At 61.2% G+C, this 26,262-nt stretch carries 22 protein-coding genes; 10 read left to right on the top strand and 12 right to left on the bottom strand.

The window, feature by feature from the left end; translation table 11 throughout:
* Positions 1 to 25: 25 nt before the first annotated feature.
* Entirely contained in the window at positions 26 to 1,336 is a 1,311-nt protein-coding gene (locus tag AC1RME_RS02140) for an NAD(P)/FAD-dependent oxidoreductase (RefSeq protein WP_493090343.1), read from the bottom strand.
* Positions 1,337 to 1,481: 145 nt separating this feature from the next.
* Here AC1RME_RS02140 and AC1RME_RS02135 point away from each other — a divergent pair, with 145 nt between their 5' ends.
* Positions 1,482 to 1,835 carry a YkgJ family cysteine cluster protein gene (locus tag AC1RME_RS02135; RefSeq protein ID WP_096817301.1) on the top strand — a complete coding sequence of 118 codons (354 nt, stop codon included), beginning with the start codon at positions 1,482 to 1,484 and terminating at the stop codon, positions 1,833 to 1,835.
* A 4-nt stretch (positions 1,836 to 1,839) separates the two neighbouring features.
* Here AC1RME_RS02135 and AC1RME_RS02130 read toward each other — a convergent pair whose 3' ends face one another.
* Positions 1,840 to 2,328, bottom strand: coding sequence for an Lrp/AsnC ligand binding domain-containing protein (locus AC1RME_RS02130; protein WP_003177284.1), 489 nt, complete (start codon positions 2,326 to 2,328; stop codon positions 1,840 to 1,842).
* 155 nt (positions 2,329 to 2,483) lie between these two features.
* Here AC1RME_RS02130 and dadA point away from each other — a divergent pair, with 155 nt between their 5' ends.
* From dadA to AC1RME_RS02100, 6 genes are all read left to right on the top strand, one after another.
* Positions 2,484 to 3,788: a D-amino acid dehydrogenase gene (gene dadA / locus AC1RME_RS02125; RefSeq protein ID WP_085731396.1), complete on the top strand. Its 1,305-nt coding sequence runs from the start codon at positions 2,484 to 2,486 to the stop codon at positions 3,786 to 3,788.
* Positions 3,760 to 4,113, top strand: coding sequence for a RidA family protein (locus AC1RME_RS02120; RefSeq protein WP_493090341.1), 354 nt, complete (start codon positions 3,760 to 3,762; stop codon positions 4,111 to 4,113). The genes dadA and AC1RME_RS02120 overlap by 29 nt, the downstream gene beginning before the upstream one ends.
* Before the next feature lie 95 nt (positions 4,114 to 4,208).
* Positions 4,209 to 5,282 carry an alanine racemase gene (gene alr, locus AC1RME_RS02115; protein WP_096817303.1) on the top strand — a complete coding sequence of 358 codons (1,074 nt, stop codon included), beginning with the start codon at positions 4,209 to 4,211 and terminating at the stop codon, positions 5,280 to 5,282.
* 89 nt (positions 5,283 to 5,371) lie between these two features.
* Positions 5,372 to 5,920 carry a cupin domain-containing protein gene (locus AC1RME_RS02110; protein ID WP_096817305.1) on the top strand — a complete coding sequence of 183 codons (549 nt, stop codon included), beginning with the start codon at positions 5,372 to 5,374 and terminating at the stop codon, positions 5,918 to 5,920.
* A 182-nt stretch (positions 5,921 to 6,102) separates the two neighbouring features.
* Positions 6,103 to 6,519, top strand: a complete 417-nt coding sequence (locus tag AC1RME_RS02105; protein WP_025112727.1) for a c-type cytochrome — start codon at positions 6,103 to 6,105, stop codon at positions 6,517 to 6,519.
* 136 nt (positions 6,520 to 6,655) lie between these two features.
* Positions 6,656 to 8,578, top strand: a complete 1,923-nt coding sequence (locus AC1RME_RS02100) for an acetyl-CoA hydrolase/transferase C-terminal domain-containing protein (RefSeq protein ID WP_096817307.1) — start codon at positions 6,656 to 6,658, stop codon at positions 8,576 to 8,578.
* Between the two features lie 69 nt (positions 8,579 to 8,647).
* Here the strand turns inward: AC1RME_RS02100 and AC1RME_RS02095 are convergent, their stop codons facing one another.
* Entirely contained in the window at positions 8,648 to 9,220 is a 573-nt protein-coding gene (locus AC1RME_RS02095; protein ID WP_007920398.1) for a xanthine phosphoribosyltransferase, read from the bottom strand.
* A 57-nt stretch (positions 9,221 to 9,277) separates the two neighbouring features.
* The gene (rep, locus tag AC1RME_RS02090) at positions 9,278 to 11,287 is read right to left on the bottom strand and encodes a DNA helicase Rep (RefSeq protein ID WP_493090339.1); all 2,010 of its coding nucleotides are present in this window, start codon (positions 11,285 to 11,287) and stop codon (positions 9,278 to 9,280) included.
* A gap of 264 nt (positions 11,288 to 11,551) precedes the next feature.
* On the opposite strand from rep, the gene AC1RME_RS02085 reads away from it, so the two are divergent.
* Positions 11,552 to 13,225 (top strand): putative bifunctional diguanylate cyclase/phosphodiesterase, encoded by a 1,674-nt coding sequence (locus tag AC1RME_RS02085; protein WP_096817309.1) that lies wholly within the window; start codon positions 11,552 to 11,554, stop codon positions 13,223 to 13,225.
* Between the two features lie 44 nt (positions 13,226 to 13,269).
* Here the strand turns inward: AC1RME_RS02085 and AC1RME_RS02080 are convergent, their stop codons facing one another.
* The gene (locus AC1RME_RS02080; protein ID WP_096817311.1) at positions 13,270 to 14,667 is read right to left on the bottom strand and encodes a NorM family multidrug efflux MATE transporter; all 1,398 of its coding nucleotides are present in this window, start codon (positions 14,665 to 14,667) and stop codon (positions 13,270 to 13,272) included.
* Between the two features lie 157 nt (positions 14,668 to 14,824).
* Here AC1RME_RS02080 and AC1RME_RS02075 point away from each other — a divergent pair, with 157 nt between their 5' ends.
* Both AC1RME_RS02075 and AC1RME_RS02070 read left to right on the top strand, forming a co-directional pair.
* Positions 14,825 to 15,745 carry a LysR substrate-binding domain-containing protein gene (locus tag AC1RME_RS02075; protein ID WP_273538012.1) on the top strand — a complete coding sequence of 307 codons (921 nt, stop codon included), beginning with the start codon at positions 14,825 to 14,827 and terminating at the stop codon, positions 15,743 to 15,745.
* A 181-nt stretch (positions 15,746 to 15,926) separates the two neighbouring features.
* Complete coding sequence (locus AC1RME_RS02070; RefSeq protein ID WP_102620718.1) at positions 15,927 to 17,903, top strand: methyl-accepting chemotaxis protein; 1,977 nt, start codon at positions 15,927 to 15,929, stop codon at positions 17,901 to 17,903.
* A 14-nt stretch (positions 17,904 to 17,917) separates the two neighbouring features.
* Here the strand turns inward: AC1RME_RS02070 and AC1RME_RS02065 are convergent, their stop codons facing one another.
* From AC1RME_RS02065 to AC1RME_RS02035, 7 genes are all read right to left on the bottom strand, one after another.
* On the bottom strand, positions 17,918 to 18,631 hold the full coding sequence (locus AC1RME_RS02065; protein WP_493090338.1) for a phosphocholine cytidylyltransferase family protein: 714 nt from the start codon (positions 18,629 to 18,631) through the stop codon (positions 17,918 to 17,920).
* A gap of 19 nt (positions 18,632 to 18,650) precedes the next feature.
* On the bottom strand, positions 18,651 to 19,247 hold the full coding sequence (locus tag AC1RME_RS02060; protein WP_493090337.1) for a gamma-glutamyl-gamma-aminobutyrate hydrolase family protein: 597 nt from the start codon (positions 19,245 to 19,247) through the stop codon (positions 18,651 to 18,653).
* On the bottom strand, positions 19,244 to 21,559 hold the full coding sequence (locus AC1RME_RS02055; protein ID WP_102620721.1) for a PEP-utilizing enzyme: 2,316 nt from the start codon (positions 21,557 to 21,559) through the stop codon (positions 19,244 to 19,246). The genes AC1RME_RS02060 and AC1RME_RS02055 overlap by 4 nt, the downstream gene beginning before the upstream one ends.
* 6 nt (positions 21,560 to 21,565) lie before the next feature.
* The gene (locus AC1RME_RS02050; protein WP_096817321.1) at positions 21,566 to 22,315 is read right to left on the bottom strand and encodes a class I SAM-dependent methyltransferase; all 750 of its coding nucleotides are present in this window, start codon (positions 22,313 to 22,315) and stop codon (positions 21,566 to 21,568) included.
* The gene (locus tag AC1RME_RS02045; RefSeq protein WP_096817323.1) at positions 22,312 to 22,860 is read right to left on the bottom strand and encodes an adenylyl-sulfate kinase; all 549 of its coding nucleotides are present in this window, start codon (positions 22,858 to 22,860) and stop codon (positions 22,312 to 22,314) included. The genes AC1RME_RS02050 and AC1RME_RS02045 overlap by 4 nt, the downstream gene beginning before the upstream one ends.
* Positions 22,861 to 22,934: 74 nt before the next feature.
* Positions 22,935 to 24,101: a hypothetical protein gene (locus tag AC1RME_RS02040; protein ID WP_096817325.1), complete on the bottom strand. Its 1,167-nt coding sequence runs from the start codon at positions 24,099 to 24,101 to the stop codon at positions 22,935 to 22,937.
* Positions 24,102 to 24,473: 372 nt separating this feature from the next.
* On the bottom strand, positions 24,474 to 25,967 hold the full coding sequence (locus AC1RME_RS02035; protein WP_493070230.1) for a YifB family Mg chelatase-like AAA ATPase: 1,494 nt from the start codon (positions 25,965 to 25,967) through the stop codon (positions 24,474 to 24,476).
* Between the last annotated feature and the right edge of the window lie 295 nt (positions 25,968 to 26,262).

Here is a 26,262-nt window from a genome sequence, read left to right as displayed (position 1 = left end):
TCCCACGCAGAGCGTGGGAACGAGCTCAGACCAGCTCTTTGAGTCGATGCCACAACATCCCCAATGCCAGCAACGGCGAACGCAGATGCTTGCCGCCGGGGAAGGTGATATGTGGCACTTTGGCGAACAGGTCGAAGCCACCGCTGTGCTGGCCGCTGATGGCCTCGGCCAGCAACTTGCCCGCCAGGTGCGTGGCGTTCACACCATGGCCGGAATAGGCCTGGGCGAAATACACGTTCGGCTGGTCGGCGAGCCGGCCAATCTGCGGCAGACGGTTGGCACCGATGCCGATCATCCCGCCCCACTGATAATCGATCTTCACTGATGCGAGCTGCGGGAACACTTCCAGCATCTTCGGCTGCATATACGCGGCGATGTCCTTCGGATCACGCCCCGAGTAATGGCAAGCGCCGCCGAACAACAGGCGGCGGTCCGCCGAGAGCCGGTAGTAATCCAGTGCCACGCGCTGGTCGCAGACCGCCATGTTCTGCGGCAGCAGGGCGTGGGCCTGTTCTTCGCTCAGCGGTTCGGTGGCGATGATATAGCTGCCGGCGGGAAGCACCTTGCCGCTGAGTTGCGGATTCAGATTGTTGAGATAGGCGTTGCAGCCGAGCACCAGCGTCTTCGCCCGCACCGAGCCTTGCGCCGTGTGCACCCGGACTTCGGGGCCGTAATCAATGTGGGTGACCGCCGATTGTTCGAACAGTTTGACGCCCAGTTGCTGCGCCGCCGCGGCTTCGCCCAATGCCAGGTTCAGCGGGTGCAGGTGACCGGAACCCATGTCGATCAAGCCGCCGACATAGCGCTTGGAACCGACCACGGTGTGCATTTCATTCGCTTGCAGCAGGCGGGTTTCGTAGCGGTAACCAAGGCCTCGCAGTTCTTCGGCGTCTTCGGCAAAGCCTTCCAGGTCGGAAGGTTTGTTGGCGAGGTCGCAATAACCCCAGGTCAGGTCGCAGGGGATCTGAAATTTTTCGACGCGCTGTCGGACGATTTCCACCGCTTCCAGGCCCATGAGCTTCATCTGACGCACGCCGTCGGTGCCGATCACGTTGGCGAACTGGTCGAGCCCGTGGCCTACCCCGCGAATCAGTTGCCCGCCGTTGCGCCCGCTGGCGCCCCAGCCGATCCGGTGCGCTTCCAGCAGCACCACGCTCAATCCCCGTTCAGCCAGTTCCAGCGCGGTGTTCAGCCCGGAGAAACCGCCACCGACCACGCACACGTCGGCAATCAGTTCGCCTTGCAGTACCGGATGGTCGGGCTGCGGCAGGCTGCTGGCGGCGTAATAAGAGGCAACGTGGGGTTGGCTCGCGGAGGCGTGGGCGCGGGCATTCATGGGCGTCATCCTGAGCGGGTGTCGAGAAAATTTGACGGAGCATAAGCCGCAGGCCCGAGGCCGGGCAACATTGGTCGGCTTATGGTGTCTGGATCACGGCTTTTGCGGCACAATTGCCGCCTATTTCGCTCCGGTTACCGCTGCAATGAGCTGCAACAGTCAGAAAGTCCGCACCCTGCGTCAGCAGATTCCCACGTTCGAGTGCGTGCCAGGCTGTCATGACTGCTGTGGGCCGGTGACCACCTCGCCCGAGGAAATGTCCCGCTTGCCGCGCAAGACGCGCGCCGAGCAGGACGCGGCCATGGAAGAACTCAACTGTGTGCACCTGGGGCCGAACGGCTGCACGGTGTATGACGAGCGGCCACTGATATGCCGGTTGTTCGGCACCACCCAGACCCTGCCGTGCCCCAACGGCAGGCGGCCGGTGGAGCTGATTCACCCACGGGTCGAGAAGCAGGTGTTCGAGTACATGGCCGAAAACCGGCAGGTGTTGGTCTGAGCGATCAGTCCGGAATCGGCAGGCTCAGGCTCTCTTTCACTTCTTCCATCACGATGTAGCTCTTGGATTCACGCACGTGCGGCAGCTTGAGCAGGATGTCGCCCAGCAGCTTGCGGTACGAGGCCATCTCGGAAATCCGCGCCTTCACCAGATAGTCGAAATCCCCTGACACCAGGTGGCATTCGAGCACGTGAGGCAATTTCAGCACCGCGCGTCGGAACTCTTCGAAAGTATCGCCGGATTTGTAGTCGAGGCTGATCTCGACGAACACCAAGAGACTACCCTTCAAGTGCTGCGGATTCAGGCGGGCGTTGTAGCCCATGATGATCCCCTCGCGCTCAAGGCGCCGCACCCGCTCCGTGCAAGGCGTGGTGGAGAGCCCGACCTTCTCGCCCAGTTCGGTGAATGAAATCCGCCCGTCCGCCTGCAGGATCCGCAAGATGTTGCGGTCGATCTTGTCCAGCTCACGTTTGGTCTGAGTGTTGGTACGCATAGGGGATGCGCCTCCGTGAAAAGGGTTTTTGCCGAGAATTGTCGCCAAATATAGGCGCTTATACAGTGAAAAGCACTGGCGAATCTTTTTTACACTGCGCGCATCATTGCTCTAACAACAGACGTACGCGGCACGCCGCGATGAGGGATACAAAAATGCGCGTTATGGTCTTGGGTAGCGGCGTCATCGGTACCGCCAGTGCTTACTATCTGGCCCGTGCCGGGTTTGAAGTGGTGGTGGTCGACCGGCAGCCAGCCGCGGCCATGGAGACCAGTTTCGCCAACGCAGGCCAGGTCTCGCCGGGCTATGCCTCGCCGTGGGCCGCGCCGGGCGTGCCGCTCAAGGCCATCAAGTGGCTGCTGCAACGCCACGCGCCTTTGGCGATCAAGGCCACCGCCGACATCGACCAATACCTGTGGATGGCGCAGATGCTGCGTAACTGCACCGCCAACCGTTACGCGGTGAACAAGGAACGCATGGTGCGTCTGTCCGAGTACAGCCGCGACTGCCTCGACGAATTGCGCGCCGAAACCGGCATTGCCTACGAAGGCCGCAGCCTGGGCACCACCCAGCTGTTTCGCACTCAGGCGCAGCTTGATGGCGCCGCCAAGGACATCGCCGTTCTGAAAGAGTCCGGCGTACCGTTCGAAGTCCTCGACCGCGCCGGCATTGCCCGCGTCGAGCCGGCCCTGGCCAGCGTCACCGACATCCTCGCCGGTGCCCTGCGCCTGCCGAACGACCAGACCGGCGACTGCCAGATCTTCACCACCCGCCTTGCCGAAATGGCGGTGAACCTGGGTGTGGAATTCCGCTTCGGCCAGGACATCCAGCGCCTCGACTTCGCTGGTGACCGCATCAACGGCGTGTGGATCGACGGCAAGCTGGAAACCGCCGACCGTTACGTGCTGGCTCTCGGCAGCTACTCGCCGCAACTGCTCAAGCCGCTGGGCATCAAGGCCCCGGTCTATCCGTTGAAGGGCTACTCGCTGACCGTGCCGATCACCAACCCGGCGATGGCCCCGACCTCAACCATTCTCGACGAGACCTACAAGGTTGCGATTACCCGTTTCGACAACCGCATCCGCGTCGGCGGCATGGCGGAGATCGCCGGTTTTGACCTGTCGCTGAACCCGCGTCGGCGTGAAACCCTGGAGATGATCGTCAACGACCTTTATCCTCAGGGCGGCAATCTGGCCGAAGCGAGTTTCTGGACCGGCCTGCGTCCAACCACGCCGGATGGCACCCCGATCGTCGGCGCCACCCCGTTCAAGAATCTGTTCCTGAACACCGGTCACGGCACCCTCGGCTGGACCATGGCGTGCGGTTCCGGTCGCTTGCTGGCTGACCTGATGGCGAAGAAAAAGCCGCAGATCAGTGCCGAAGGCCTCGATATTTCCCGTTATGGCAACAAGACCCAGGAGTCCGCAAAGCATGGCAATCCAGCGCCAGCTCACCAATGAGCGCATGAGTCAGATCGTCAGCCACAACGGTACGGTGTATCTGTCCGGGCAGGTCGGCGATGACTTCAACGCCGGGGTGGAACAGCAGACCCGCGACGTGCTCGCCAACATCGAGCGTTTGCTGGATCTGGCCGGGACTGACAAGCAGCATCTGCTGTCGGCGACGATCTACCTGAACGACATCGAGGCGCACTTCGCCGGGATGAATTCGGTGTGGGACCAGTGGCTGCCCAAAGGCGCCGCGCCAGCCCGTGCCACCGTCGAAGCGAAGATGGCCAAGCCGAGCATCCTGGTCGAGATCTCCATCGTCGCCGTGTTGCCGTAACCTGTTTTAAAGATACCTCTCCCGGTGCTGTTGGCGGTTCACGCCGTCAGCCAGCGCCGGTTTTTATTCCCATGACCGCCAAGAAGTCTGCTGCCATGCGTCCTGCCCGTGCCCTGATCGACCTTCAAGCCCTGCGTCACAACTACCGTATCGCCCGTGAAGTCACCGGTGCCAAGGCACTGGCGGTGATCAAGGCTGATGCCTACGGCCATGGCGCAGTGCGTTGCGCCCAGGCGCTGGAGGCTGAAGCGGACGGCTTCGCGGTGGCGTGTATCGAAGAAGCCCTGGAGCTGCGTGCCGCGGGCATTCGTGCGCCGGTGCTGTTGCTTGAAGGCTTTTTCGAGGCCGATGAGTTGGCGCTGATCGTCGAGCACGACTTCTGGTGCGTGGTGCATTCGCTGTGGCAGCTCGAAGCCATCGAGCAGGCAGCGTTGAGCAAGCCGATCACCGTGTGGCTGAAGCTCGATTCGGGCATGCACCGCGTTGGCTTGCATCCGAAGGATTACCCGGCGGCTTACCAGCGCCTGCTGGCCAGCGGCAAAGTGTCGAAGGTCGTGCTGATGAGCCACTTCGCCCGTGCCGATGAATTGCATGAGCAGAGCAGCGCCGATCAGGTTGCGGTATTTGAAGCTGCGCGTCAGGGGCTGGCAGCCGAAGTCAGCCTGCGCAACTCGCCGGCGGTGCTGGGCTGGCCACAGATTCACAGCGACTGGGTGCGCCCGGGCATCATGCTCTACGGCGCCACCCCGTTTGAAGAAGCCAACGCCGTGGCCGATCGCCTGCAACCGGTGATGACACTTGAATCAAAAGTCATCAACGTACGCGAGCTACCGGCCGGCGAACCGGTGGGCTATGGCGCGAAATTCGTCACCGACAAACCGATGCGCATCGGTGTGGTTGCCATGGGTTACGCCGACGGTTATCCGCGTCAGGCGCCGACCGGCACACCGGTACTGGTGGCCGGCCAACGCAGCCGCATTCTTGGCCGGGTGTCGATGGACATGCTCTGCATCGACCTGACCGACGTGCCGCAAGCCGGTCTCGGTTCGACCGTCGAGCTGTGGGGCAAGAACATCCTCGCCAGCGACGTCGCGAAGTGGGCGGACACCATTCCGTACCAGATCTTCTGCAACCTGCGTCGGGTGCCAAGGCTCTATTCCGAGGGTTGAAGCCCAGGCTGGGCCCAAGTGTTGTAAATACTGAACGCTGTCGCCATGATAACGCTCAATATTTCTACAACACTCAGGAGGCCCAAGCCTTGGACGTCGGTGAACGACTGCAATCGATCCGCAAGCTCAAAGGGCTTTCCCAGCGTGAACTCGCCAAGCGCGCGGGCGTCACCAACAGCACCATTTCGATGATCGAAAAGAACAGCGTCAGCCCTTCGATCAGTTCGCTGAGGAAGGTGCTGGGCGGGATTCCCATGTCCATGGTCGAGTTCTTTTCCGAAGAAATCCTCCAGGAAAAACCGACCCAGATCGTCTACAAGGCCAACGAGCTGATCGACATTTCCGACGGCGCCGTGACCATGAAACTGGTCGGCCGCGCACACCCGAGCCGGGCCATCGCGTTCCTCAATGAAATCTACCCGCCGGGCGCCGACACCGGCGAAGAAATGCTCACCCACGAAGGCGAGGAAACCGGGATTCTGGTGGAAGGGCGTCTGGAACTGGTGGTGGGACTTGAAACTTTTATCCTCGAAGCCGGCGACAGCTACTACTTTGAAAGTACCAAGCCGCATCGTTTCCGTAATCCGTTCGACTCGCCTGCGCGACTAATCAGCGCAGCCACGCCGGCGAATTTTTAAACCGAGAGACGCCAGGCCAGTGCGGCAAAGGTGTCCGGACTGTTTGACCGATGCGCAACAAGACCCCTTTAACTTTGGGGTTGTTTCAGTGTGGCGGGCTAACCGCTATACTTGCGCCCGCCTGCGAACCGTGGCCGCAGGCGTGAATAGCCACCATTGAGGGTGAACGCGTGAATCTAATTATGAAAATGCTGGCTGCACCAGCAACCGTACTGGCCCTCTGGGCTGTCAGCGCTCAAGCTGCGACGAATGACGACATTGCCAAACGCCTCGAGCCCGTCGGCCAGGTCTGTGTTCAAGGGCAAGAGTGCAAGGGGATGGAAGTCGCTGCTTCGGCAGGCGGCGGTGGCGGCGCCAAGACGCCGGACGAAGTGATTGCCAAACATTGCAACGCTTGCCACGGCACCGGCCTGCTGGGCGCACCAAAAATCGGTGACGCAGCAGCCTGGAAAGACCGTGCCGATCACCAAGGCGGCCTCGACGGCCTGCTGGCCAAAGCCATCACCGGCCTGAACTCGATGCCTCCGAAAGGCACCTGCGCCGATTGCTCGGATGACGAGCTGAAGGGCGCCATCCAGAAGATGTCCGGCCTGAAATAAGCCGCGCTTCTGACGAAAAAAACCGTCTTCGGACGGTTTTTTTGTGCCTGCGATTCAGGCCTGAGGCTGTTCATTGCAGCAAACAACCGGCAATCTCGGTCGTACCTCTATTCACGGAACGGGCGGGAGGCTTCAGATGGTGCAGTTGTGTTCGATCGAACAGGCAGTGGACGACGTACTGGCACGGTTGCCGGCGCACATCCACATGGGCCTGCCGCTGGGGCTGGGCAAACCCAATCTCTTCGTCAACGCGCTGTACCGGCGCATCGCCGGTTTGCCGGAGCGGCAACTGACGATCTACACCGCGCTGTGCCTCGGCCGACCTTCGTTAGGCGACGGTTTGCAGAAGCGCTTCATCGAACCCTTCGTCGAGCGGGTGTTCGGTGATTACCCGGAGCTGGATTTCCTCGCCGACCTGCACCGCGACAGCCTGCCGGCCAACATCCGCATCGAGCAATTTTTCATGCAGCCCGGCAGCCTGCTCAACAGCGCGCCGGCCCAGCAGGACTACGTCAGCAGCAACTACAGCCATGCAGCCCGCGACATCTACGCCGCCGGGCTGAACCTGGTGGCGCAGTTGCTCGCCAGCAGCAGCGAACATCCTGATCGCTTGAGCCTGAGCTGCAATCCGGACATCACCCTCGACCTGTTCCCGATGATCGCCAAACGCCGGGCGGCGGGGGAGACCGTTCTGCTGGTCGGCCAGGTGCACACCGAGTTGCCGTACATGCCGGGCGACGCCGAAGTCGATATCGACACCTTCGACCTGCTGATCGACGAGAAGGACAACAGCACGCTGTTTTCCACGCCGAACATGCCCGTCGGGTTTCAGGACCACTTCATCGGCCTGCACGCCAGTACGTTGGTGCGCGATGGCGGCACCTTGCAGATCGGCATTGGCTCGATGGGTGACGCGCTGACCGCTGCGTTGCTGGCGCGTCAGGCCGACAATGTCGGCTACCGGGAGTTGCTGGCCGATGTGAATCTCAGCCAGTGGGCGCAATTGATCGAGCGCGAGGGCGGCATCGAACCGTTCGCCAAGGGTCTTTACGGTTGCAGCGAAATGTTCGTCAACGGCCTGCTGGTACTGGCGGACGCCGGGATCATCCGGCGCAAGGTCTACCCGGACGTGCAGACCCAGCAACAGGCCAACGCCGGCAACCTCGACGAGGCGGCGCAAACCGACGGCATTTCAGTGCACGGCGGTTTCTTCCTCGGGCCGCGCAGTTTCTATGAGCGCTTGCGTGAGCTGCCCCACAGCAAACGCCTCGAATTCAACATGACCCGCATCAGCTACATCAACGAGCTGTACGGTCAGGAAGAACTCAAACGCCTGCAGCGCCTTGATGCACGATTCATCAACACCGCATTCACCATGACCCTGCTCGGAGCCGGGGTGTCCGATCAGCTACAGGATGGCCGGGTGCTCAGCGGCGTCGGCGGGCAGTACAACTTCGTTGCCCAGGGCCATGCGCTGCACGATGCGCGTTCGATACTGCTGCTGCGCAGCTGGCGCGAGTCCGGCGGTGACGTCAGTTCGAACATTGTCTGGGAATATGGCCACTGCACGATTCCACGGCACCTGCGGGATATCGTGGTCACCGAGTACGGCATCGCCGATCTGCGTGGTAAGTCCGATGCGGTGGTGATTGAAGCGCTGCTCAATATCAGTGACTCGCGCTTTCAGCAGGGTCTGATCGAGCAGGCACAGAAGGTCGGCAAACTGCCGAAGGATTTCCGCCTCGATCCACGCTTTACCGACAACACCCCGCAACGCTTGCAGGCGATTGCCGCACGGCATCCGAATCTGTTTCCGGAATATCCGCTGGGCTGCGATTTCAATGAGGTCGAGAAGGATTTGCTGCGGGCGCTGAACTGGCTGAAGAGCAAATTCAAGCTGACCGAGATTCTGGAGCTGGGCAAGGCAGCGCTGGACGCGCCGGAGGCTTCGCTGTACCCGGAGCACTTGGCGCGCATGCAGCTCACCCACCCGGAAGGTCTGAAAGAAGACCTGTTTCAGCGGTTGTTGCTCACTGGCCTGAAGGCCACCGCGCAATAACTGTCCACCCCCAAAACAACGGTGGGAGCCAGCAAACTGGCTCCCACAGAAGTCCTGCGGTGTTGCGGGTTACTCGATGAAAGTAACCACGCCATCTTTCAGCGATTTCACGCGAGCCAGCGACTCGACGCGGTAACCCTGCGAATCCAGCTCCGCACGGCCGCCCTGGAACGACTTCTCGATCACGATGCCCAGGCCCGCGACGGTGGCGCCGGCTTGCTTGATGATCGAGATCAGCGCCTGGGACGCCTTACCGTTGGCCAGGAAGTCGTCGATGATCAGCACGCGGTCGCTGCTGGTCAGGTGACGCGGGGAGATGGCCACGGTGCTTTCGGTTTTCTTGGTGAACGAGTAAACGGTCGCCGACAGCAGGTTTTCAGTCAGGGTCAGGGACTGTTGCTTGCGGGCGAAGATCACCGGCACGCCGAGGTTCAGACCGGTCATGATCGCCGGGGCGATGCCCGAGGCTTCGATGGTGACGATCTTGGTGATGCCGGAATCCTTGAACAGCGAGGCGAATTCGTCGCCGATCAGCTTCATCAGGGCCGGGTCGATCTGGTGGTTCAGGAAGGCGTCGACCTTCAGGACCTGGTCGGAAAGCACGATGCCTTGTTCGCGGATTTTCTGGTGCAATGCTTCCATGAAGCTGTCCTCATTTGGCGCTTTGTGCGCCGAAGGTCTAGTAAAAAGTGGTCAATTCTAGCGCTTTAACATCGCGCGTATATCAGCCAATGCGCTATTGCCCCGCACGGCTTTGACTTCGGTCGGTGTGTCGTCGTTGCCTTCCCAGGCCAGGTCGTCCGGCGGCAGCTCATCGAGGAAGCGGCTTGGCGCGCAGTCGATGATCTCGCCGTACTGTTTACGCTTGGCGGCGAAGGTGAACGCGAGGGTCTGGCGCGCGCGGGTGATGCCCACGTAGGCCAGGCGGCGTTCTTCTTCGATGGTGTCGGCTTCGATGCTGGAGCGGTGCGGGAGGATTTCCTCTTCCATGCCCATGATGAACACGTAAGGGAATTCCAGGCCCTTGGACGCATGCAGGGTCATCATCTGCACGCCTTCGGCGCCGTCTTCCTCTTCCTGCTGACGTTCCAGCATGTCACGCAGGACGAGTTTGCCGATGGCGTCCTCGACGGTCATTTCGCCGTCTTCGTCTTTTTCCAGGGTGTTCTTCAAGGCTTCGATCAGGAACCAGACGTTGCTCATCCGGTAGTCGGCAGCCTTGTCGCTGGAGCTGTTGGTGCGCAGCCAGTTCTCGTAGTCGATGTCCATGACCATGCTGCGCAGGGCGGAGATCGGGTCTTCGCCGGCGCACTGCTCGCGCACCTTGTCCATGAAGCGCTTGAAGCGCGACAGGCGATCGGTGAAGCGGCTGTCCAGATGCTCGCCGAGGCCGAGTTCGTCGGTGGCGGCGTACATCGAGATCTTGCGTTCGGTGGCGTAGTTGCCAAGTTTTTCCAGGGTCGTCGAGCCGATTTCCCGGCGCGGTACGTTGATCACGCGCAGGAAGGCGTTGTCGTCGTCCGGGTTCACGATCAGGCGGAAGTAGGCCATCAGGTCTTTCACTTCCTGGCGGCCGAAGAAGCTGTTGCCGCCGCTCAAGCGGTACGGCACCTGATGGTGCTGCAGTTTCAGTTCGATCAGCTTGGCCTGGTAGTTACCGCGATAGAGGATCGCGAAATCACTGTACGGGCGATCGGTGCGCAAGTGCAGGCTGAGGATCTCCATCGCCACGCGCTCGGCCTCGGCGTCCTCGTTGCGGCAGCGGATCACGCGGATCTCGTCGCCGTGGCCCATCTCACTCCACAGCTGCTTTTCGAATTCGTGCGGGTTGTTCGAGATCAGTACGTTGGCGCAGCGCAGGATGCGGCTGGTGGAGCGATAGTTCTGCTCCAGCATCACCACTTTCAGGGACGGATAGTCGTCCTTGAGCAGCATCAGGTTTTCCGGCCGCGCGCCGCGCCAGGCGTAGATCGACTGGTCGTCGTCGCCTACCACGGTGAACTGGTTGCGCTTGCCGATGAGCATTTTCACCAGCAGGTACTGGCTGGCGTTGGTGTCCTGGTATTCGTCGACCAGCAGGTAACGCACCTTGTTCTGCCACTTTTCGAGGATGTCGGCGTGCTCTTCGAAGAGCTTCACCGGCAGCAGGATCAGGTCGTCGAAGTCCACCGCGTTGAACGCCTTGAGCGTGCGCTGGTAGTGGGTGTAGACGATGGCGGCGGTCTGTTCCTTGGGATTGCGGGCGTTTTCCAGGGCTTCGGCCGGCAGGATCAGGTCGTTTTTCCAGGCGCCGATTATGTTCTTGATCTCGTCGACGCCGTCGTCGCCCGCGTATTCCTTCTGCATGATGTCGGTCATCAGCGACTTGACGTCGGTTTCGTCGAAGATCGAGAAACCGGGTTTGTAGCCCAGCCGTTCATGTTCCTTGCGGATGATGTTCAGGCCCAGGTTGTGGAAGGTGCAGACCGTCAGGCCACGACCTTCGCCGGCACGCAGCAGGGTGCCGACCCGTTCCTTCATCTCGCGCGCGGCCTTGTTGGTGAAGGTCATGGCGACGATGTACTGGGCACGGATGCCGCAGTTCTGGATCAGGTGCGCAATCTTGCGCGTGATCACGCTGGTCTTGCCGGAGCCAGCACCGGCGAGCACCAATAGAGGGCCGCCGACGTAGTTCACGGCTTCTTGCTGCCGGGGATTGAGTCGGGACATACGAAAATTCGGGAGTCGTTGACGAAATGGGCCGGCATTTTAACAGGCTCAGCGATTTGTGCTGCTCTCTCCGACTTGTGACGCAGCACGCGATTCAAATTTGCCGGTTTTGTTACTTTCACGCAGGATGCGCGGTGATTTTGCGGCTAATGTTCTCATTCGTGACACAAAATAACGTTTTGATAACCGTTGTCATTTGGTCATTGGTTGGCAGAACGGCATAATGCCCGCCGCCCACATCATTGCAGAGTCTAGGGAGTCAGCTTGACTACGCCTGTCGAACCCTTGCGTTTGCTGCTACTGGCCGAAGAGCCAGCGTGGACAGCGTTATTGCGCGAGTGTCTGGCTCCGTTGGGGAGTGCGGCGGTGCTGATCAGCGCGCCGAACTGGGAGTCGGTCAGCAGTCTGTTCGAAGACAACCGCCATGCGGTGTTGTTGACCGTTCCTGCTTTGCAGCCGGCGCCCGGCCGGTGCAACCTGCCGACGGTGTTGCTGCTGGAGCACGAGCCGGCGACCGCACCCGACGGCGTCAGTGACTGGCTGGTGTTCGATGCCCTCGATGCCGGCATGCTTCGCCGTTGCCTGCGCCATGTGCGCGAACGCGGCGTGCTGGAAAACACCCTGCAACGCCTGGCCGAACAGGATCCCTTGACCGGCATCGCCAACCGTCAGGGTTTCCAGACCCTGCTCACGGCTCGGCTGGCCGAAAACGACGGTCGAGGCCTGGCCCTCGGGCACCTCGATCTCGACAACTTTCGTCACGCCAACGACGCCCTCGGCCATCAGGCCGGCGACCGCCTGATCCTGCAAGTCGTCGCACGGCTGAAAAGCCAGCTGGAGGCCGGCGATCAACTGGCGCGCCTGGGCAGCGACGAATTCGCCTTGCTGATCGACACCCGCCGCGCCCCGCAACGGGCTGAATGGATGGCCGAACGCATCACCGAAGCCTTGGCCGAACCTTACTGGGTCGATGGCGAAAGCCTGCTGATCGGTTCCAGCCTCGGTATCGCCCATGCCCGCGCCCAGGGCGGCGCCGATCCGTTGATGTGGCACGCACACATCGCCATGCAACAGGCCAAGAGCACGCAAGGCTGCACTTTTCACATCTTCAACGAGCGGATCAACCGCAATGCGCGAAGCATGGCCGACCTCGAAAGCGAGCTGCGCCGGGCCTTGCGTCGCGATGAGCTGGAGCTGCATTACCAGCCGCGTCTGAACATGCAGGACGGCCAGATTGTCGGCCTCGAAGCGCTGGTGCGCTGGCGTCACAGTGAGCGCGGCTTGCTGCCACCGAGCGAATTCGTGCCGCTGGCCGAGCAGAGCGGTCTGATCGTACCGCTGGGTTACTGGGTGATTTCCCGGGCCCTGCGTGACATGCAGGCCTTGCGCGAACGCGGATTACCGGCGCTGCACATGGCGATCAACCTGTCGTTCCGCCAGTTCCAGGACAGCCAGTTGCTGCCGACGCTCAGTCGTCTGATCGCCGAGCGCGGTGTCGAGGCGCAGTGGCTGGAATTCGAACTCACCGAAACCGCCGTGATGCGCCGCAGCGACTTGGTCAAACAGACCATGGACGCCCTTGGCCGCCTTGGCGTGCGCTTCTCGCTGGATGACTTTGGCACCGGATTCTCGTCGTTCGTGCACCTCAACAGCCTGCCGATCACCTTGCTGAAGATCGACAAGAGCTTCGTCGGCGGCATGGAGCAGCGCGAAGAGAACCGCAAACTGGTGCACGCGATGATCAACCTCGCGCACAACCTGCACCTGGAAGTGGTGGCCGAAGGGGTGGAAACCCCGGAGCAGATGGAATTGCTGCGCGGGTTCGGCTGCGATCAGGTGCAGGGGTATCTGATCAGCAAGCCGTTGCCGCTGGCGGAGCTGGTTGAATACCTGACCTTCGATGCGAGTCAGCAGCCACCGCTGGAAATCGTGGTTTAACCACAGAACCCTGTGGGAGCAAGCCTGCCCCCACAGGGAAACACCTATTCAGGCTGGGCGACGGCGAACGGCTTCGAGGGTGCAGGCTCCAGGCGAATCATCCGCTTCATTTTCCATTCGAACGCCAGCGTCAGGCTGATCGCCGCGCAGGCCAGCCCCAGCGCCAGTCCCCACCAGACGCCAGTTGGCCCCCAATGCAGATGGAACGCCATCAGCCACGCCGCCGGCGCGCCGATCAGCCAGTAGCAACCGAGTCCGACCAGAAACGTGGTTTTGGCATCCTTCAGCCCACGAATACAGCCCATGGCAATGGTCTGCGTGCCGTCGAACAGCTCGAACCACGCCGCCACGGCGAGCAGGCTCACGGCCAGACGAATCACTTCGGCAAACGCCGGGTCGTTATGGTCGAGGAACAAACCGACCAGCTGATTCGGCAGCAACCAGAACACCATCGCAAACCCCAGCATCACCACTGCACCGAAGACGATGCCGACCCGCCCGGACATCCGCGCATCGTTCAATTGCCCGGCGCCGTAATGCTGGCCGACGCGCATGGTGATCGCATACGACATCCCCGCTGGCACCATGAACGCCACCGAGACGATTTGCAGGGCAATCTGGTGCGCCGCCAGTTGGGTACTGCCCATGGTGCCCATGCACAGCGCCGCGAAAGCGAACAACCCGACTTCCACCGCGTAGGTGCCGCCAATCGGCAGACCCAGGCGCCAGAGTTCTTTCAGGTACTGCCGGTTTGGCCGCGACAGGCCCTCGCGCAGCGGGTAAGCGTCATAGGCCGGATGCCGACGGATATGCCACGCCAGCGCCAGTGCCATGCAGTTGGCGACAATCGCCGTGACCAGTCCGATACCGGTCAGCCCCAGTTTCGGCAGGCCGAACATGCCGGTGATCAGCGCGTAATTGAGCAGGAAGTTGGCCACGGTGCCGGCGAGGCTGATGACCATCACCGGTGTCGCCCGGCCGATGGCGCTGGTGAAGCCGCGCAGGGCCATGAAGCTCAGGTAGCCGGGCAGGGCAAACGGCAGCGCGATCAGAAACTGCCCGGCCGCGTTGACGTTGGTCTCGGTCTGGCCGAACAGCAACAGCACCGGTTTCAGATTCCACAGCAGCAGCCCGGCACCGAGCGCCATCAGCCACGCCAGCCACAACCCGGCCTGGGTCAGTTTGGCGGCGCCGATAATATCGCCGGCGCCCTGACGGATTGCCACCAGGGTGCCGACCGCCGCGATCACGCCGATGCAGAAGATCGACACGAACGAATAGCTCGCGGCGCCCAGACCGCCACCGGCCAGCGCTTCGGGGCTGAGGCGGGCCATCATCAGGGTGTCGGTCAGCACCATCAGCATGTGTGCCAACTGCGAGGCAATCAACGGCCCCGCCAGCCGCAGGATGGCCCAGAGTTCGGTACGCACAGGACGCTGCATGGTGTTCACATCCGTATAGAGAGGGAGCAAGAGACCGTCGATTCTCAGGGTTTGGCGCGGCTTGCACAAAGGGATAAAAAGGATGGGTGGCATGATTAAAACTCATCCAGGAGCAATTCTGCTAAGTTGGCGCAATCCCGCCATTGGAGCGCTGTACATGTCCCGTCGCCTTCCACCCTTGTATGCCCTGCGCGCATTCGAAGCGGCGGCACGCCACAGTTCGTTCACCCGGGCAGCCGAGGAGTTGTCGATCACTCAGAGTGCGGTGAGCCGGCACATCCGCACACTCGAAGAGCACTTCGCCTGCCGCCTGTTCCATCGCAGCGGACGCAATTTGCAACTGACGGAATCGGCGCGCCTGCTGCTGCCGGGCATCCGCGAGGGGTTCGCCGCGCTGGAGCGAGCCTGCAATACCTTGCGCGCCGAAGATGACATCCTGCGCATGAAGGCCCCGTCGACCCTGACCATGCGCTGGTTGCTGGCGCGGCTCAGTCGCTTTCGCCATTTGCAGCCGGGCAATGAAGTGCAACTGACCAGTGCCTGGATGGACGTGGATTCGGTGGACTTCAACAACGAACCTTTCGATTGCGCGGTGCTGCTGAGCGACGGGCATTTTCCGCCGGACTGGGAGGCCAGCCTGCTGTTTCCGGAAGAGCTGATTCCGGTGGGCGCCCCGAGTCTTTTGCACGACCAGCCCTGGGATGTGGCGCGACTGGCCAGCGCCGAATTGCTGCACCCGACGCCGGATCGCCGCGACTGGCGCAGTTGGCTGGAGCACATGGGACTGTCGGATCAGGTATCGCTCAAGGGCGGGCAGGTGTTCGATACCCTGGAACTGGGGATGATCGCGGCGGCCCGGGGTTATGGCGTGTCGATGGGTGATTTGCTGATGGTGGCCGAGGATGTCGCGCAAGGGCGTTTGAGTCTGCCGTGGCCGACGGCAGTTGCCAGTGGCCTGAATTATTACCTGGTGTGGCCAAAGACCCGTCCGGGAGGTGAACGTTTGCGCCGGCTCAGCGACTTCCTGCAAGGCGAAGTCCACGCCATGGTGTTGCCGCCGGTCACGCGCTTGAGCTGAAACGTTCGAGCCGCCACAATGCCGGCCTTCGGCCATAACCCCGCTGTGCACTCAAGTATTCGGCTTTACCGCCGAATACGTGCAAGTGGGACCGTCGTGCCGGTTCCAGGCTTCACCCCCATTATTAGAATTTTCCGAGCCGCGATCAGGGAGGATCCGCAGACTCGGCCAGGAGCTGTCCATGTCTCAACCTCGCGCCCGGATCGCCTCGCAGCTGGGCCTCGCGCTCGCCGTGATACTGGCGGTTGTCATCAGTGGCAGTACGGTGTTCGCCCTGCGTTCGCTGGACACCGCCAACCTCGCCACCCGTGAAGAACACCTGGCCAGCGAGGCACGTCTGCTCGCCGACCAGTTGAGCACCTTCCACGGCACGCTGCGTGAAAGCACCCAGCGCCTGAGCGGGTTGTTCGAGAAGCGCTTCAGCGCGGGCCTGAGCATTCACCCGAGCGAGCCGGTCAGTGTGGCGGGCACCCAGACCCCGGGCCTGCACCTGGGCAGCGAAGTGTTGAACAACAACTTCAAGGAAGTCGACGAGTTCAAGCAGATGACAGCGGGCGTTGCCACGCTGTTCGTGCGCAGCGGCGAAGACTTCGTGCGGGTCAGCACCTCGCTGACCAAACAGGATGGCACCCGCGCCATCGGCACCTTGCTCGATCACGCTCACCCGGCTTATGCGAAGTTGATGGCGGGGCAGGGCTACGTCGGCCGTGCGCTGCTGTTTGATCGCTCCTACATGACTCAGTACACCCCGGTGCGTGACAGCAGCGGCAAGGTGATCGCGGTGTTGTTCGTCGGCTTCGATTACACCGACGCGCAAAACGCCCAGTTCGATAACCTCAAGCGTTTCCGCATCGGCCAGAGCGGCTCCCTGGCGCTGCTGGACGAACAAAACAAGTGGCTGGTTGCGCCAGCGGGCGTGCAGGCGCCGGATCAAGCGGTCCCGGTGGTCAACGGTCTGGCGAAGACGCCGGGCAAGGGCCGGTTCTGGAGCGACAAGTCCGAAGACTTCTACAGCATCGCCGTACCGTTCGAGGGTGGACCGTGGTCGGTGGTGGCGAGCATGCCGAAATCCGAGATCCGCGAAGTGACCTGGAGCGTTGGCATCCAGTTGGCCATCGGCAGCCTGCTGGCGATGCTGATTGCGGTCGGTTCGGCGGTGTGGCTGCTGCGCAGCAAACTGCAACCACTGGGTGATCTGGTGCGTCAGGCGGAAGCCCTGGGTGCCGGCGATCTGAGCGTGCGGCTGAACGTGTCGAGCAACGATGAAATCGGTCAGTTGGCCCGTGCCTTCAACCAGATGAGCCAGGCGCTGTCGACGATGGTCGAGCACATCCGCCGCGCTTCGGAAGAGGTCAACAGCCGTGCGCAGGCGCTGTCCGGTCTGTCCGGCGGCGCGTATGAAGGCATGGAGCAGCAGTCCGGCGAGATCACCAGCATGGCGGGTGCGGTTGAAGAGTTCTCCGCCACCTCGCTGAACATTGCCGACAACATGGGCAACACTCAGCGTCTGGCCCAGGAAAATGCCCAGCAAACCCAGATCGGTCGCAGCTCGATGGAAGAAGCGTCGTCCTCGCTGGAACAGATTGCCGGCGCGCTGAACACCACGGCGACTGTAATCAACACGCTCGGTCAGCGCTCCCAGGAAATCGGCGGCATCGTCAGCGTGATCACCTCGATTGCCGAACAGACCAACCTGCTGGCACTCAACGCTGCGATTGAAGCGGCCCGTGCCGGTGAACAGGGTCGCGGCTTTGCTGTGGTGGCTGACGAAGTGCGCAATCTGGCGTCGCGCACGCGTCAGGCGACTGACGAAATCTCCGGGATGATCCACAGCATCCAGCAGGAAACCGGCAACGCCATCAGCACCATGGAGCAGGGCAACGTGCTGATGCAGGAGGGCCTGTCGCGTAATGCCAACGTCGCGTCGGCGCTGGCGCGGATCGATGAGCAGAGTCGTTCGGCGGGTCAGCAGTTCGCGGCGATCACCACCGCGACTCAGGAGCAGAGCAGCACCGCGACGTTGTTGAGCAGCAATCTGCAGAGCATCGCGATGGCCAACAGCGAGCAGCGCGAGGTGGTGTCGAACCTGGCCATTACGGCGAAGGAGCTGGAAAGCCTGGCGGCCGACCTGCGCCAAGAGGTCGACCGCTTCCGCTGAAATGGCGTATCCGCTTATTGGTACGCGCAGAGGTCTTCGCTGGAGTCGACCTCTCCCCATTCTCCTGTGTAGGCAACGGCTTCGACGGGAACCTGGCCAGCATCGATGACGCGTTGCAGGGTGTTGGTCATGTGCATCTTGTCGCGTTGTTCCGGGGTCAGTTCGGCTCGTAGCCGAACGACCTCTGCCCAGCCCTCGGGGGTGAAGCGCAGCAGTCCCATGTATTGGCCCTGAACTTCGTCCACCGATTGCGGCTTGTTGCCGATTTCCGCCAGCGTGCCGGCGTCGGTCAGGCGGAACGTTTCGGCATCCAGTAACGGGTCGCCGAAACGTTGCGTCCACAGTTCCAGCCAGTTGGGGTCATAGGTCACCGCCAGTGATGCCGTGTTGGCCATCAACGACTGAACGGCCGCCGGGCTGTAGAAAATATCGGAATAACTCACGAGGCACGGCTGCCCCTGCAGCCACGATTCGGCGCAGGCCAGTGACGACACCATGTTGGTGTCCGCCCAGCGCGGGTTGTGAAACTCGATCAGGCCACGGTTGGCCAGCAACTCACGCTTATAGCCGGTGACCACGGCGATTTCACTGATACCGGCCGCGCGCAGGGACTCCAACTGCCATTCGAGCAGGGGTTTGCCCCGCAACTCGACCAGGCACTTGGGCCGCTCATCCGTGAGGCTTTTCATGCGACTGCCACGTCCGGCAGCCAGAATAATGGCTTTCACAACACGTCTATCCCGTGGGTTATTGAGAGGAGTGGGGTTCGCCGAACAACTGCCGGATTCGCTGAAGATCGTGGAAGGCAAAATCCGCTTCACGTTCCGGGTGCCACATCCAGCCTTCCCACGGCAGCTGGAGGTGGCGGATGGCTTCGATTTCCCCGTCTTCGCTGCGCGCCATGACTTCAAACCCCTGCGGGCAACTGGCAAGAGCGAGGCCGTGATAGCTGTTCACTTCGGCGACGATCCGGCCGGACAACTGATGCCGGGTTCGCACATGACCGGTGACCGGTTTCAGCTCGCCGCCGGACCAGTGCGCCAGCATCTGCATGCCGCGACAAATGCCCAGCACTGGCAACTGACGCACGCGCGCGTGATCCAGCAGCTCGCTTTCGGTACGGTCGCGGGCCGGGCACTGACCGATGTCATTGCCCCCCGACAGCACAATGGCGTGTGGCGCGACAGCCGCCAGCCAGTGATCGAGCGGCAAACCGTTGGGCACCGGCACCGGGACAAAACCGGCTGCCAGAAGGAAACCGATCAGTCGCTGATCCAGCGCATCACGGGTTTCTCCGCGTTCCGGATGACTGTCCACTCGCTGACTGACGGCGACAACCTTCATGTCATCATCTCCACCCGGCGGCCCGGGCAATCCAGGTGCAGGAAATCTGCGGTCGACCAGCGCCGGTAAAGCACTTCCCCCGCACCAATGACGGCCGGCAAGCCCAGTTCGCCGGCACGGATCGCCATGTGCGAATTGGCACCGCCCCACGCTGTGATCAATCCGGCAATCGGGTAGGCGAACAGCCAGTCGAACCCCGGATCCGCGTTGGGAATGCAGACGATCGCCCCGGCGAGTTTGTCCCGGTCGTCGCACAGCACCACCGGCGCGGTCACGCGTTTCTGGGTGATGAAATTGGGCGCCGTTTCCGGCCACTCGAAACTCCAGACATCTTCCGGTCGGGTGATCACCGGCGGCAGGGAGACCTTGAGCGTCTCGGCATAGCGCGCCTTGCCCTGTTCGATGCTGCGCAGCAGCACCTCTTTCGGATCCGCTGCCGCCACGTGCAGTTCGGTGAAGGCGCGGATATCGCAATAGGCCAGGTCTTCGCGACCGATGCCGTGCTCGGCACCGACTTGCGCAATCAACGCCAGCGCGTCGGAGAGATTGCGGGTGAAGTGAAACTTGGCCAGTTCCCGCAGTTCGATACCGTTCTGCAGGAAGTCCAGCAAACCGACCGGATCAGGCTGCAAACCATGGGCTTCGAGCAGTTTCACGATCTCGCGCATCTGTGGCAGCGTCAGCGAAAACGGTTGAAGCGGTTCCGGAGCGGCCGGACGTTGAGTCCAGTCGAAATAGAGCTCCGGCGCTTCATCGTAGCGGGGTGAAAGGATGTCGTAGGTGCCCGGTCGCAGATGCCCGTAACGCGCCAGGAAAGTCGTCTTGTCGAGCGTCGCCCGGTCGCGTGCCAATTGCCCGCTGACGGTGGAAACACCGGCCATGAACGCATCGTAGTCTGCCTGCGAAAACACGCCCACGGACACCAGCGACCTGAGCATCTGCACGGCGACGAAGCCGGCGCGCGCCAGACCGGCGAAGGGCAGGGTGCCGTAGCGTTTCGCATCTTCCAGCAGCCAGTAAATGCGCTCCAGCGGATCGGCATCGGAAGCCAGCAACTCATCGCGGCGGGCATTGAGCACATCGAGTTTGTTGGCATCGCTGCGCCACAGACCGTCCTTGGGGTGGACGATACGGTTGGTCAGCTTGCGCAGGCTGGTGCTGATCGCGTCCAGCTCGTGGGGCTGGAAGCCTGCATCGGCGAGGCGCTCCAGTTGTTGCGACAGATCCAGGGTGTAGCACGAGAACACGATCTCGAACTCGACCTTGTCGTGGAGTGTCGGTTCAGCCAGCAACCGATCGATGTAGTAGTCGACCAGCCGCCCGGCCAGATCTTCATCAAGGTCTGCCGGAATGAAGGAGTTGAACGACAAGCGCACATCGATATAGGGCAGGCCGAAAAAATGCGGCATCAGCGGAAAGCTGCGCAAGTTGCGGTAGCCGTAGTTGTGACGCTGGTAGGCCCAGATGGAGTCGGTCACCAGGTCCCGGTACAGCGAGAGTGCCAACGGCTTGGGCCGGATACCGATGATCTCGGCCGGGTTCCAGTCAGGCATCACGCCATAGACCGTGCGCTGGCCGATCAGGAATGGATGTGGACGCATGCCGCGCGCCACTTTGCGCTGAATGCTTTCCAGACGGGCCGACTGCTCTGCATCGGATTCCGGACGGGAAGGCAGAATCAGCGGCCGGGCCTGTAACAGCCAGAGCACTTCGCCTTCGGTTTCACGGGTGACTGCAAACTCGCAGTCGACAGGCCCGCCACCGAACAGTTCCAGCAACTCTTCGAGCAAGCCGACCACAGGCGCGAGCGCCGCTGGCGCTGAAACCTTGCTGTGGGCCGCCTGCTGCCAGAGCCGACCGCCCATGCCACCGGTCACCGAGGCCGTGTCGCTGCCTTCCGACCAGTTCACCACCCGATATGGCGCGCAGGTGTTGGGGTCGTGGGAAAACGCCACGCCGGAGCGCAGCACATTTCCCAGCATGGGCTGGACCAGTATCTCGTCCGACGGATACACCTCGCCATAACTGGCGATGACCTGTTCAACCGCCGAGGCCAGCCCTGTGTCATCGACATCCGGGATCGACAGGAAGGCGCCCGCGAAGGACGCCTGGGCGCTGTCCTCGCGTCCGCAACTGGAACGCACGATCCAGGGAGCGGCAGGCAGCCGCCCCCGGATAGCCTGGACACAGGCTTGCCGATCCCGTTGCCAGTCCGCCACGGTGAATGCCAGCAGCGGCGCAATGCGGGCCGACGCGAGTCGTCCTTGCAGGCTGGACAGCGTGCCGGCCTTGGTAGAGAAATGCAGGGCCATCAGGCGTTATCTCAGCTGAGCGACCCAAATGTTCGTCGAGTACGGAATCTGGATCGAAGGCGTCTTCAGGCCTTTCAGGTAGTCGTCGATGGCGCTGATCACTTCGTGGAAGTTCGCACCGGCCTGACGCTCCAGCGTGGCGTGGGAGCGCCAGGCTTCCAGGCATTCTTCGATGCTCTGCTCGTGAATGACACGGGCGTCCAGGTGTACGACCGGGCCGAACAGTTCGCTGGCGTCGATCACGGCCGTCTGGTCTTCGCGACGGGTGCCGTAGCCATAACCCGGTACGCGCTCCTTGATGATGGCTTCGATCCGGGCCTGGATCGGGTCTTCGAGATTGCGGTGGTTCCACATGCAGGCAAACCAGCCACGAGGCTTGAGAATGCGCGCGGTTTCTTTCAGGGCCTGCTGGCGGTCGCAGACGTTGAACGAGCTGCCGAAGGTGACCATGTCGAACGCCTGGGTCGCTTGACCGGTCACTTCGCCGGTGCCTTCGTGCCATTTGACATTGGCCAGCTCGGCGGTGCGCTTGATGCCGTTGGCGCGCATCGCATCGTTGGGCTCCACGGCGGTGACGTCCAGGCCACGAGCGGCCAGCATCAGCGTCAGGTGGGCAACGCCAGCACCCACGTCGCAGAACTTGTCACCCTGTTCGGCACCTGCGATCGAGAGCATCGCGTCGATGGCGGCATCGGCGTAGTCAGGACGCTTCAGATAGGCGTCGGCCAGGGTGGTGTAATCCCATTCGGTTTTCATACCAGATTCCTTGTATAAATTTTATTGAGTAAATCGTCTGCCAGGCTTTGCCCGGAGCGCAGGGGGTCGAATTCAACCAGCCAGTCCGCCGCTTGCGGTTCATCAATGGGCAGGTCAAGTCCGGCAACGTTGTTCAGTTCACCGGCATGAAACCGACGGTAGATGCCCTTGGGATCCCGGCGGCTGAGTTCCTCTACCGGTACTTTCAGGTAAACCTCGAAATAACCGGGCAGATGGGCGCGGTTCCACGCATGAACTTCACGGAACAGCGAGATCGTCGCGATCACCACGGTGTGGCCTTGCGCCGCGATCATTCTGCAGAGATGGGCGTATTGCATGGCCAGCGCGAGTCGACCTTCACGGCCATGGTTCTGCGAGTTGGCGGCGGTGGCGCCGAACACCTCGCGCAATTCATCGCCATCGAGCATCACAACCGATTGGCCATCGCTGCGCAGACGGGCAACGAGCTCACCGGCCAGCGTTGATTTGCCGGCGCCGGAAAGGCCCGTAATCCATATCACCTGCGCGCGAGGGTCACATTTCATAGCATTCTGACCAGTGTTCCGTGTGGGTAAATGGCGTTGAACCTTGCGGCAGGTTCAACGCGCTTTATCTGTGTTCAGTCACGTTCTTTGATATTGCCAAAGGAGTCGATGGTTAACTGGCAGAACATCGAATCATGCTTGTTTTCGATCAAGTCATGAAACACATCCTGCGGCAACGGCAAGTTGCGGTACTGCGTTTCGTAGAACTTCTTGTATATAAAGTAATTGTCGTCGGGGGACATCAGGCTGAAACCCAGTGCCAGCTCTTTTAGTTCGTCGCCGTTTTTCGCAATGGGCAGCAGGTTATTCATCTGTTGCAGCCAGGCGTCGACAATCGGATTGCATTCATCGGAGGTCGGAACGTAATAGATTGGCAACTTGCACGAGTTGAGCATGAACGACACACCACCGGTCGAGGCATCGGTAATGATGGTGTCGCACTGCTGGTAGAAAACCGTGCTGCTGGTGCCTGGCTCGTCTATGGTGATCCAGTCATACACAGAGAGCTGTTTGCACAGGTCCTTCAGGGTTGGATGCTCGAGGTCGGCCATGTACGGACGCAGGATGAACCGGGCATGTGCAATCTGTGACCTGACGGCATTGATCACGGTTTGCAGGTTTTCGTACAGCGATGCGCCACTTGGGCAAATGCCCAATTGGGTCGGCAACAGCCCGACAACGTAGTCCCCCGACGCCTTGTTCGACACCGGAGCGGACTCGAAGAATCGGGGGACCTTGATTGGCAACGTCGCGACCGGACTTGTCTTGCGCATGTCGGTGCGCAATGCAATGCCATCGGCAATCAGGGATTTCAGGGCTTTTCTGTCGGGTCTGTAGCGTTGCAGGCCGGTTTTGATCAGGTCAAAACCTGATCGGGATGAAGCAATGACCACGTCCCAATAGGACGTCAGTTCGGCGTAGTAATACTTGTCCTTGGTCGGCATTCCGATATTGCCGTGGGTCATGAAGATGCCAAAGTTCGAATCGTCGAGCAGGCGGCCAACCCAGGCGTCGTTTGAAATGACGATTTGTGATTCCAGGTTCGAAATCTCTTCTACACCTACCTGCTGAACCGGGTAGTCGAGGATCTCTTCTGCCTCTTGCCGGCTCAGCCCCGTCTTGTCTGTTTGCAGGACGATGCAGTTGTAGGTGTTGCGCAGGGCATTGAGCGCAGGGATCAGGTATTCGAGGTATGTTTTGCCGCCACGGGTGACATTGCTGATCAGATAGACGTTTTTCATTATTGACTGGTACTTATAAAATTTGCCGTGGCAAAACAAAGTTGGATCAGCTAGGTGCGCGTGGACAATTAATTGATTGATATTGTCTTGGCGCGTTCGCCATTGAAATCTGTCATCGGCAGTTGTTTTAAGTCTGCCGTCTCATGACGATTTTAATTGATCAAGTATATTGCGCCCGGTGGGCTGAAGAGATCTTTTCCATGATGTGCCGCCTCCATTTTATATTGCTTTAAAGTTTGAGCTTTTAACTAAAGGCTCTGGTGCCTGATGAAGAGCGCCGTCGTTATATCACATCTTGGCTAATGGCTATCAGCGTGCGCGGACTTTATTTTCAGCCGGCACAGACCACTTGCAAACAGCCTGTCCATACCGTCATTGCGTCGCTGGGCGATACTGAAGCGCTTCGGCCAGATGTTCGCGGGAGATGGCATCAACCTTCTCTATATCGGCCAGTGTCCGTGCAACCTTGAGCAACCGATGCGCCGAACGCAGTGAAAGTGTCAGCCGTTCGCATGCAGACTCCAACCAGTGTTCATCGGTTGTGGATAACTTGCAGTGTCTGCGCAACCCCGGCAGATCCAGAAATGCATTGGCGCAGCCTTGACGCTTTTGCTGTCGCTCCCGGGCTTCGGCGACCTGAATCGCTGCACTGGCGCTGTCCTCGCCGGGTTTGATTGCCGGGTTCAATGCAGTGGCTTCCCGTGCAACGGTCAGGTGCAGGTCGATCCGGTCGAGCAACGGCCCCGACAGTTTGTTGCGATAACGCTGCACCATGTCCGGGGTGCACGAGCAACGCCCCGTTGGCTCGCCAAGATATCCACAGGGGCACGGGTTCATCGCCGCGACCAGTTGAAAACGTGCGGGGAAGCGCACGCGATCCTTTGCGCGCGCGATGACGATATGCCCGGACTCCAGGGGTTCGCGCAGAACCTCCAGCACCTTGCGATCAAACTCCGGCAGTTCGTCGAGAAACAGCACGCCGTGGTGGGCGAGGGTGATTTCGCCGGGCTGAGGTTTTGAGCTGCCACCGACCAGTGCCGGCCCGGAGGCCGAATGGTGAGGTTGGCGAAAGGGCCGTTGCGGCCAATGGGTGAGCGGGGCGCCACTGGCGACCGACTGAATCGCTGCCACTTCCAGCGCCTCACTCTCGGCCAGAGGCGGAAGCAACCCCGGCAATCGACTGGCCAGCAACGTCTTGCCCGTTCCCGGTGGCCCGCTGAGCAGCAGGTTATGCGCACCCGCCGCCGCTATCAGCAGCGCCCGCTTGGCGGCCAGTTGACCCTGAACTTCATTCAGGTCGGGATAGGGTCTGGTGGCATGGATCAACCCGTCCGAAACATAAGGTTCGATCGGCGTATGCCCATTGAAATGCGCCACCGCCTCCAGCAGATGATCCACCGCGATCACCTTCAGTCCTGATGCCAGGCATGCTTCCTCGGCATTCGCCCGCGGAACCATCAGCGTCCGCCCGGCCTTGCGCGCCGCCAGTGCCGCCGGCAATACCCCGCGCACCGCCCGCACCGCGCCGGACAACGCCAGTTCACCCAGGCATTCCACGTCATTCAGCGTCAGCGTCGGCACTTGCACACTCGCCGACAGAATCCCCAGCGCAATCGCCAGATCGAACCGCCCGCCATCCTTGGGCAGATCCGCCGGGGCCAGATTCAGCGTGATCCGCCGCGCCGGAAACTGCAGCCCGGAATTGATGATCGCACTGCGCACCCGATCCTTGCTCTCCTTCACTGCTGCTTCGGGCAGGCCAACCATGGTCAACGAGGGCAGACCATTGGCCAGGTGGACTTCGACGGTGACGGCGGGAGCATCCACGCCAATCTGGGCGCGGCTATGGACGATGGCGAGGGACATGGTCATTCCTTGAGTTGAATCGGGGGCCGCTTCCTGCGGGTTTTTGAAGGGTAGTCGGGGAGGACGGTGTTGGAGGGATGGTTGCTTGGGCAAACTTTCACTGGATGTTGCGGGGCAGAACTGAGGAAGCCCTCTCCAGCATTGCAAGCAGATGTGCCGGGTTTTCCTGTAGGAAATGCTGAAGTTTTTTGTGGGGCTTAGATGGGCTGAGTAGTCCGTTTCCTAAAATATTGAGAGACCATTGTGAAACCTCAATGGGCCATTTGCTTTCAAGGATTCCACGAATAAACTCAAG

It is taken from the genome of Pseudomonas sp. GW822-FHT03F08 (genome assembly GCF_058801265.1).
Note: the sequence above shows the minus strand (reverse complement) of the source record. Positions and strands in the feature narration are given on the sequence as shown.

Excerpts from the sequence above, each read along its gene's own strand:
- AC1RME_RS02140 (WP_493090343.1), bottom strand. The coding sequence starts at position 1,336 with ATGAATGCCCGCGCCCACGCCTCCGCGAGCCAACCCCACGTTGCCTCT.
- AC1RME_RS02135 (WP_096817301.1), top strand. The coding sequence starts at position 1,482 with ATGAGCTGCAACAGTCAGAAAGTCCGCACCCTGCGTCAGCAGATTCCC.
- AC1RME_RS02130 (WP_003177284.1), bottom strand. The coding sequence starts at position 2,328 with ATGCGTACCAACACTCAGACCAAACGTGAGCTGGACAAGATCGACCGC.
- dadA (WP_085731396.1), top strand. The coding sequence starts at position 2,484 with ATGCGCGTTATGGTCTTGGGTAGCGGCGTCATCGGTACCGCCAGTGCT.
- AC1RME_RS02120 (WP_493090341.1), top strand. The coding sequence starts at position 3,760 with ATGGCAATCCAGCGCCAGCTCACCAATGAGCGCATGAGTCAGATCGTC.
- alr (WP_096817303.1), top strand. The coding sequence starts at position 4,209 with ATGCGTCCTGCCCGTGCCCTGATCGACCTTCAAGCCCTGCGTCACAAC.
- AC1RME_RS02105 (WP_025112727.1), top strand. The coding sequence starts at position 6,103 with ATGAAAATGCTGGCTGCACCAGCAACCGTACTGGCCCTCTGGGCTGTC.
- AC1RME_RS02100 (WP_096817307.1), top strand. The coding sequence starts at position 6,656 with ATGGTGCAGTTGTGTTCGATCGAACAGGCAGTGGACGACGTACTGGCA.
- AC1RME_RS02095 (WP_007920398.1), bottom strand. The coding sequence starts at position 9,220 with ATGGAAGCATTGCACCAGAAAATCCGCGAACAAGGCATCGTGCTTTCC.
- rep (WP_493090339.1), bottom strand. The coding sequence starts at position 11,287 with ATGTCCCGACTCAATCCCCGGCAGCAAGAAGCCGTGAACTACGTCGGC.
- AC1RME_RS02080 (WP_096817311.1), bottom strand. The coding sequence starts at position 14,667 with ATGCAGCGTCCTGTGCGTACCGAACTCTGGGCCATCCTGCGGCTGGCG.
- AC1RME_RS02075 (WP_273538012.1), top strand. The coding sequence starts at position 14,825 with ATGTCCCGTCGCCTTCCACCCTTGTATGCCCTGCGCGCATTCGAAGCG.
- AC1RME_RS02070 (WP_102620718.1), top strand. The coding sequence starts at position 15,927 with ATGTCTCAACCTCGCGCCCGGATCGCCTCGCAGCTGGGCCTCGCGCTC.
- AC1RME_RS02060 (WP_493090337.1), bottom strand. The coding sequence starts at position 19,247 with ATGAAGGTTGTCGCCGTCAGTCAGCGAGTGGACAGTCATCCGGAACGC.
- AC1RME_RS02055 (WP_102620721.1), bottom strand. The coding sequence starts at position 21,559 with ATGGCCCTGCATTTCTCTACCAAGGCCGGCACGCTGTCCAGCCTGCAA.
- AC1RME_RS02050 (WP_096817321.1), bottom strand. The coding sequence starts at position 22,315 with ATGAAAACCGAATGGGATTACACCACCCTGGCCGACGCCTATCTGAAG.
- AC1RME_RS02045 (WP_096817323.1), bottom strand. The coding sequence starts at position 22,860 with ATGAAATGTGACCCTCGCGCGCAGGTGATATGGATTACGGGCCTTTCC.
- AC1RME_RS02040 (WP_096817325.1), bottom strand. The coding sequence starts at position 24,101 with ATGAAAAACGTCTATCTGATCAGCAATGTCACCCGTGGCGGCAAAACA.
- AC1RME_RS02035 (WP_493070230.1), bottom strand. The coding sequence starts at position 25,967 with ATGTCCCTCGCCATCGTCCATAGCCGCGCCCAGATTGGCGTGGATGCT.